The organism is Blautia sp. AF26-2 (genome assembly GCF_003460955.1).
GTDB classification, from domain to species: domain Bacteria; phylum Bacillota; class Clostridia; order Lachnospirales; family Lachnospiraceae; genus Fusicatenibacter; species Fusicatenibacter saccharivorans.
Genome location: NZ_QTWD01000003.1, coordinates 181392 through 188836 on the forward strand (window position 1 = coordinate 181392; position 7445 = coordinate 188836).

A 7445-nucleotide genomic window follows, 5' to 3' on the forward strand; every position below is an offset into this window, starting at 1 on the left:
CTCTTTAGTGTTTTTTGTCCCAATACCTCTGTTTATCAGTATAGCACAGAAAAAGCACCCATGATATATCAATATTGGCATATCATAGGTACTTTTTTGACTTATTTTTTATCCTCGTTCCCACTCATTCAGCATCTGTTCCAGCTCCTGCAGGCTCTCCACCTGGTTGATCGCTGCGCGCAGTTTCGCCGAGTGCGGGAATCCCGCCGTGTACCACGCAACGTGCTTCCGCATCTCGCGGATGCCGATCGCGCCGCCTTTGTATTCCACCTGCATGCGCGCATGGCGAAGCATCATCTCTTTTACCTCATGCTGCGTCGGCTTTGCAAGTGTTTCTCCGGTTTCCCTGTAATGAAGAATCTGTTTAAAAATCCACGGATTTCCTTCCGCGCCGCGTCCGATCATGATTCCGTCACAGCCGGTCTGCTCCACCAGTGCCTCGGCACTTGCCGCATCTGTCACATCGCCGTTTCCGATAACCGGAATCGATACTGCCTCTTTTACCCGGCGGATAATATCCCAGTCTGCTTTTCCGGAATAAAACTGCGCTCTCGTTCTTCCATGAACCGCAATTGCGGCCACTCCGCAGTCCTCGAGGATCTTCGCAATTTCCACAGCATTCGCCGATTCTTCGTTAAAGCCCTTTCGAATCTTTACGGTTACAGGCTTTTTCACTGCCTTTACCATGCTTGTCACGATTTCCCTCACCAGATGCGGATCCTTCATAAGGGCCGAGCCTTCGCCGTTATTGACAACCTTTGGCACCGGACAGCCCATGTTAAAATCCAGAATATCAAACGGCCTTTCTTCGATCTGAGCGGCAATCTGCCCCAAAATCTCCGGATCACTGCCGAAAAGCTGCAGGGACACCGGATGCTCACCCGGATCGATCGTCATCAGATCCTCGGTATTTTTATTCTTATATAAAATTGCCTTCGCGCTCACCATTTCCATACAGATCAGGCCCGCGCCCTGCTCCTTGCACAGAACACGAAACGGCAGATCCGTCACCCCCGCCATCGGTGCAAGCACGAGTGGGTTTGGCATCTCCACGTTTCCGATTTTCAGCGGCGGCATCTTTTGCAGTGTACGTTTCTTATTTTCCATTCGGCTTCTCTCCGTCCTCTTCCATCAGCGCCTCCTCCGGCACCTCCTCACCGAGGAAGAAGACACGGTAATACAGCTCCAGTGATTCCAGCAGCTCCTTTTTTTCTTCCTGATACTGCTTAATCCGAAGAGCGCCGCCGATCTCGTCATACATCGCATCCGCGTCTACAGCCTCTGTCTCAAACTGCAGACTTCCGTCGCTGTCAAACCACATGGTAAAAATACCGCCGATTTCCACCGTAAACATAACACACATAACATGAAGCTCATCCTGCACATACTGTGGCAGGGATGCAAAATCCTGGTTAAAATAATATTTCTGTTCGTATGCACTTGCTCCGCAGAGCACTACTTTTTCATTATCTGAATACATGATTTTTCCTTTCTCTTCCTTTTTCCGGTCTCTCTATACGTAGCTGTATAAGCCTCGCACCGAAACCTCGCCGGAATGCACCTCAGTGATCGTTCCGTCCTCTTTTTGCACGCGCAGCTCACCGGTCGGCGTGATGCCAAGTGCAACGCCCTCGAACGGTTCCTTCGGATCGAGTACACGCACCGGCTGGTCTTTGTTTGCAAGCACAGCCTCATATGCTTCCTTCAGCCCGGAGAGATCCCCTGCTTCCAGGAATTTTTCATAGTCCTCCTCAAATGCCTCCAGCACTGCTGCGACCACTTTCGCCCGGTTGACGGGATGACCCATTTCTATCGCCAGTGAGGTCGCAATCTCCGCGATTTCTTCCGGAAATTCCATCTGATTGACATTGATTCCGGTTCCGATGACAACATAATTGATGTAATCAATCTGTGCGCTCATCTCTGTCAGGATACCACAGAGCTTTTTCCCATTCAGCACCGCGTCGTTCGGCCATTTGATTTTCGTATCGATACCGAGCGCTCTTTGCACACCCTGCACTACGGCAAGTCCCATTACAATCGTCAGCATCGGTGCTTTGGCCGGCTCAAGATCCGGGTACAGCAGAATCGACATCGAAACGGAAGTTCCCTCCGGCGATTTCCAGACTCTGCCACGGCGGCCTTTTCCGGCAGTCTGCGTCTCGGCCGTTGTCAGTGTGCCGTTCGGCGCACCCTCTTCCGCCAACCGCTTCGCCCACGTGTTTGTCGAATCCACCTCACGGCTGTAATAAACCGTCTGTCCGACATATTTCGTATGCGTGCGGCTTTCCAGCTCATCCTTCGTTACGAGATCCGGCTCATTTAACAGACGGTATCCCTTATTCTGAACGGCTTCAATCTCGTATCCCTCTTCCTTCAACTGATTCATCATCTTCCATACTGCGGTGCGGGAAATCCCAAAATGTTCACACAGCTCCTGTCCGGAAACATTTTTTCCGGATTCCCGCAGAAGACGCAGCGTCTCGGCTCTCTTATTTTCCAGCATATCGTATTATCACACTCCCTGTGTTGCTTTCTGACTATAAGAAGCACGCTTTATGCATTTCGAAAAATCAACAGCAGCGCTGCGGAAGAGTTTTCCGCAGCGCTGCTGTGCGTGTTTCTTCGTTATTCTATTATACACAGTCTATTCCGGTTTTTCCACCCAAAACTTTATGCTCCGAGGGTCGCTGCCATAACTGCTTTGATCGTATGCATACGGTTCTCTGCTTCTTCGAATACTCTCGACTGCGCAGATTCAAATACTTCATCGGTTACTTCCATCTCATTCAGGCCGTAGCGTTCGTGGATCTCTTTTCCGATCTTTGTTTTCAGATCGTGGAAGGACGGCAGGCAGTGCAGGAATACGGCGGTATCTTTTGCATTTGCCATTGCTTCTTTTGTGACACGGTACGGAGTCAGATCGTGGATTCTCTCCTCCCATACGCTGTCCGGCTCACCCATAGATACCCAGACATCGGTATAGATAACATCGGCATCTTTTGTTCCTTCTTTTACGTCCTCGGTGAGGGTGATGGTTGCACCGCTCTCCTTTGCATACTCCTCACACTGAGCCACAAGCTCTGCGTTCGGGAAGTATTTCTTCGGTGCACAGGCCACAAAATCCATTCCCATCTTGGCAGATGCAATCATCAGGGAATTTCCCATATTGTAGCGGGCGTCGCCCATGTAAACGAGTTTGATGCCTTTTAAGTGGCCGAACTCTTCCTGGATTGTCAGCATATCGGCGAGCATCTGGGTCGGGTGGTACTCGTTCGTCAGTCCGTTCCATACCGGGACTTTGGAATATTTTGCCAGTTCTTCTACAATCTCCTGACCAAATCCACGGTATTCAATTCCCTCATACATACCGGCAAGAACGCGGGCTGTATCTTTAATGCTCTCTTTTTTGCCGATCTGGGAACCGGTCGGATCCAGATACGTTGTTCCCATACCGAGATCATGTGCAGCTACCTCGAAGGAACAGCGGGTTCTGGTGCTGGTTTTCTCGAAGATCAGTGCAACGTTTTTACCGCGCAGGGTATCCACCGGAATGCCTTTCTTTTTCTTCTCCTTCAGCTCTGCGGACAGATCCAGCAGATAGGCAATCTCTTCCGGTGTAAAATCTTTCAATGTCAGAAAATCGCGTCCTTTTAAATCCATGGCTTGTTCCTCCTTATATCTGCATATGGTGTATTTTATTATTTCCTATACTGTGATGTTGGGTCAAAAAGTTTTTTGCCCCTTGGTTTCCTTGAATAGTCTCTATTATGAAACAGACCTGTTCATCTGTCAAGAGGAAAATGTATATTTTTACGTATTTTCTTTATATTATTCATATAATATGCATTTTTATGCACTTTAAAAACACTCTCTTTCCATTTTTCCCGTTATCACGGCTGTCACCGGGGGCTCTTGTAACTGCGGACTTTTGTTCGCTGTCCATGAAAAATCTCCCACATCCGGCATCACGCTTTCTGTGGGAGAATTCTCTTTTTCTTATCGATTTATCTCTATTTTACTTCTGCACTTCTTTTCCTGCCGGCACTTTCTGCTCCTCCACAATACCTTTGAATGTGGTAGCCAGACTTGCCAGTCCCTGCAGATCGGACGGAACAACAATCTTTGTTGCCTTTCCATTTGCCAGAACGCCAAGTGCCTCAAGGCTCTTTAAGGTAAGAACGGCATCGTCCGCACCTGCTTCTTTGATCGCACGGATACCATCGGCATTTGCCTGCTGTACTTTGAGGATTGCCTCTGCCTGGCCTTCTGCCTCACGGATCCGTTTCTCTTTTTCTGCCTCTGCACGAAGAATCGCCGCCTGTTTTTCAGCCTCTGCATCGAGGATGGCCGACTGTTTTTTACCTTCGGCAACAAGGATGGTCGATTTTTTCTCTCCTTCTGCAATCAGGATTGCTTCACGGCGTTCACGCTCTGCCTTCATCTGTTTCTCCATTGCTTCCTGGATGGCTGCCGGAGGCATAATGTTTTTCAGCTCGACACGGTTTACTTTAATTCCCCACGGATCGGTCGCGATATCAAGCGCAGCCTGCATCTTCGTGTTGATGATCTCACGGGATGTCAGCGTTTCATCAAGCTCCAGATCTCCGATGATGTTTCGAAGCGTTGTTGCCGTCAGGTTTTCAATTGCCATCAGCGGATTGACAACACCGTATGCAAACAGCTTCGGATCGGTAATCTGGAAGAATACAACGGTATCAATCTGCATCGTAACATTATCTTTTGTGATAACCGGCTGCGGCGGGAAATCCACCACCTGCTCTTTCAAGTTCACGCGAATCGCTACACGCTCGATAAACGGAACCTTGAAATGAAGACCAGTTGCCCAGGTGTCTTTGTACTTTCCAAGACTCTCTACCACGTAAGCACTGGCCTGCGGTACGATCTTCACACACGATGCCGCGATAAACAATGCAACCACAAGAAGCAAAATCAATAAAATTCCTGCAACTCCTCCACCACTCATGTTTCATTTCCTCCTTCTTTTTCTTTGACCTTTACAATCAGCTTGACGCCTTCCACACGGAGCACCGTAACGACTGCATCCACGGGAATCGTACCTCCTTCGTTCTCTGTACGCGCAGTCCACACGTTTCCTCCAAGCGAAACCTTTCCGGTTCCCGCAAGATTGGAGATTTCCTCCGTCACGACTCCTTCCATGCCAACCACACGGTCCACGTTCGTCTTCAGTGTATCCTTATTCAGAAAGCGAACGGCGAGCGGACGTGTAAAAAACAGAAGTACCAGCGATACAACAAGAAACAGTACAATCTGAATTACAATCCCGGCTCCGCACATGGCAGCGATCAAAGCAACAAGCGCCCCACCTGCAAACCAGATCGTCGCAAGACCAAGTGTTGCTGCTTCAATCACTAAAAAAACGACGAGTGCGATCAGCCAGTAAACCGGCAGGTAAGCTGTAATACCCATGCGTTTTTCCCCCTTTCTGAAAAAATTGGCTGTTGTATTCATCATACTATAATGATGAAAAAATAACAAGCAAAGTTAAAAACATTCAGAAAAAAGAAAGATTTGTCAGGAATCGTCTACAGACTGTCAATTCCAAGCCCGGACATGAAAACGAGGATTGCTGACAGAAAACCATATGCGTGAAGACGTAAAAATAATACGAGGGTGAAGCTTAATAGTTTCCAGAATACCGATTTGATTTGAACTACGTAATGCAGGCAATTCCATATCGTCAGAGTTTTTCGAACAAACGGATCTGACCCATATTGTTTCAGCAGCTTTCTGACCGCAGAAACATTTTTTCCTTCATATGTCATCTCTTCCTTCGCCAGATACATTGCACCAATCACCAGGTGAAACAGCATCAGGTCGCCTTGACACTCCCCACAGCTAAAGCAGGGGGGATTCTTGTTTCTTCCACTACTGCATTGACGAATACCTTACGGTACTGCAATGTCTTACACAGTGTCCACAAGCTATGTTTATCCTGTTCCCGTATGCCCTACGGTACAGCTTTTCATCTTTATGCAGACTGCATCTGCAGTGCTTTTTTCAGAATATTAATGCCTGCATTCGTATCCCGGTCATGAACTGCATGGCATTTCGGGCACTCCCAGATACGAATACTCAGATTTTTTATCCGTGGATTTCTGTAGCCGCAAGAGCTACAGGTCTGACTGCTCGGATACATCGTTGGTACTCTGTGAAGTTCATTTCCATACCAGGCAACTTTATATTCCAGCATTTCGAAAAACTTTGCCCAGGAAACACTTGCTATGGATTTTGCCAGTTTATGGTTCCGGATCATTCCCTTCACGTTCAGATCCTCGATACAGATGGTTTGGTTTTCGCGCACCAGCATCGTTGACTGTTTCTGCAGGAAATCATTCCGCTGATTGGCTATTTTCTCATGCACTCTGGCTACCCTGAGCCGCTGCTTCCCGCGGTTATGGGAATCTTTCTGCTTCCGGGAAAGTCTTCGCTGTTCTCTTATGAGTTTTCGCATGGAGCGTTCCAGATATCTGGGATTTGATACCGTATTTCCATTGCTGTCAGAATAGAATGCTTTGATTCCGACATCAATTCCAATCGTTCCTCCAGCATTTGGGCGTGGTTCCGGTTCGAAATCAACATTTAAGACTGCAAAATATTTTCCGGCCGGTGTGTACTCAATGGTTACGTGATTAATTTTTCCCACTTCCATCGACTGGCGTATTTTGACGAATCCAAGTTTCGGAAGTTTGATATATCTTCCCACAATACGGATATTATCTTTTTGATTGACCGTTCTGTATGACTGGAACCGGTTATGTTTGCTCTTGAAGGTTGGATAGGAAGCACGTTTTTGAAAGAAATTCACAAAGCTCCGGTCGAGATCCCGCAGAGACTGCTGTAAGGCAATGGAATCTGCTGCTTTCAAAAAAGCAAACTCCTCCTGTCTTTTCAGTTCGGTCAGCATGGCGGAAGTCTGGGTATATCCAATCTTCTTCCCTTCTTCACAGTTTTCCTTGCGCATGGCAAGTCCCCGGTTGTAGATCAGCCGGCAGCATCCCAGCGTCTGGTGGATGAAGTTTTTCTGTTCTCTGTTCGGGTAGATCCTGAATTTGATCCCTTTTTGCATTAGCCCATCTTATCCTTTTGTCTCTGCGATGTTTTCTGGTTTTCGATATACTGTTTTACTGCTTCCAGCGGGGCACCGCCAACGGTAGATACAAAATAGCTGTTTGTCCAGAGCGTCGGCATTTTCGTTTTGAGATAGGGAAATTCCTGTCTTAAAATTCTGGACGTATAGCCTTTGAACGATTTTACAGCTTTGTGGATTCCAAACTGAGGATCTACTTCCAGCAGCATATAAACATGATCCGGCATGATCTCCATTTCCAGAATGTCTACAGAAAGATTTGCAGCATACTCTGTGAGCAGTTCCTTCAACCTGGTATCTACACCATTGGTTA

General features: G+C 47.6%; 9 protein-coding genes. All 9 read right to left on the reverse strand.

Annotated elements, in window-relative coordinates; all coding sequences use genetic code 11:
* Positions 1-108: 108 nt before the first annotated feature.
* Positions 109-1107 (reverse strand): tRNA dihydrouridine synthase DusB, encoded by a 999-nt coding sequence (dusB, locus tag DWY63_RS06005; RefSeq protein WP_243001850.1) that lies wholly within the window; start codon positions 1105-1107, stop codon positions 109-111.
* Entirely contained in the window at positions 1097-1480 is a 384-nt protein-coding gene (locus tag DWY63_RS06010) for a DUF6145 family protein (RefSeq protein WP_117801609.1), read from the reverse strand. The genes dusB and DWY63_RS06010 overlap by 11 nt, the downstream gene beginning before the upstream one ends.
* A gap of 33 nt (positions 1481-1513) precedes the next feature.
* Complete coding sequence (locus DWY63_RS06015; protein WP_117801610.1) at positions 1514-2506, reverse strand: biotin--[acetyl-CoA-carboxylase] ligase; 993 nt, start codon at positions 2504-2506, stop codon at positions 1514-1516.
* A 167-nt stretch (positions 2507-2673) separates the two neighbouring features.
* Complete coding sequence (gene argF / locus DWY63_RS06020) at positions 2674-3663, reverse strand: ornithine carbamoyltransferase (RefSeq protein ID WP_117801611.1); 990 nt, start codon at positions 3661-3663, stop codon at positions 2674-2676.
* Positions 3664-4018: 355 nt separating this feature from the next.
* Positions 4019-4987, reverse strand: a complete 969-nt coding sequence (locus tag DWY63_RS06025) for an SPFH domain-containing protein (protein ID WP_117510131.1) — start codon at positions 4985-4987, stop codon at positions 4019-4021.
* Entirely contained in the window at positions 4984-5451 is a 468-nt protein-coding gene (locus DWY63_RS06030; RefSeq protein WP_117761277.1) for an NfeD family protein, read from the reverse strand. Before DWY63_RS06030 ends, DWY63_RS06025 begins: the two co-directional genes overlap by 4 nt.
* A gap of 116 nt (positions 5452-5567) precedes the next feature.
* Positions 5568-5855 carry a hypothetical protein gene (locus DWY63_RS06035; RefSeq protein ID WP_117801612.1) on the reverse strand — a complete coding sequence of 96 codons (288 nt, stop codon included), beginning with the start codon at positions 5853-5855 and terminating at the stop codon, positions 5568-5570.
* 158 nt (positions 5856-6013) lie between these two features.
* A complete protein-coding gene (tnpB, locus tag DWY63_RS06040; protein WP_117801613.1) occupies positions 6014-7111 on the reverse strand; it encodes an IS200/IS605 family element RNA-guided endonuclease TnpB in 1098 nt (365 codons plus the stop codon).
* The coding region (tnpA, locus tag DWY63_RS06045) for an IS200/IS605 family transposase (RefSeq protein WP_243001851.1) at positions 7111-7445 on the reverse strand (335 nt) is incomplete at its 5' end. The genes tnpA and tnpB, both read right to left, overlap by 1 nt.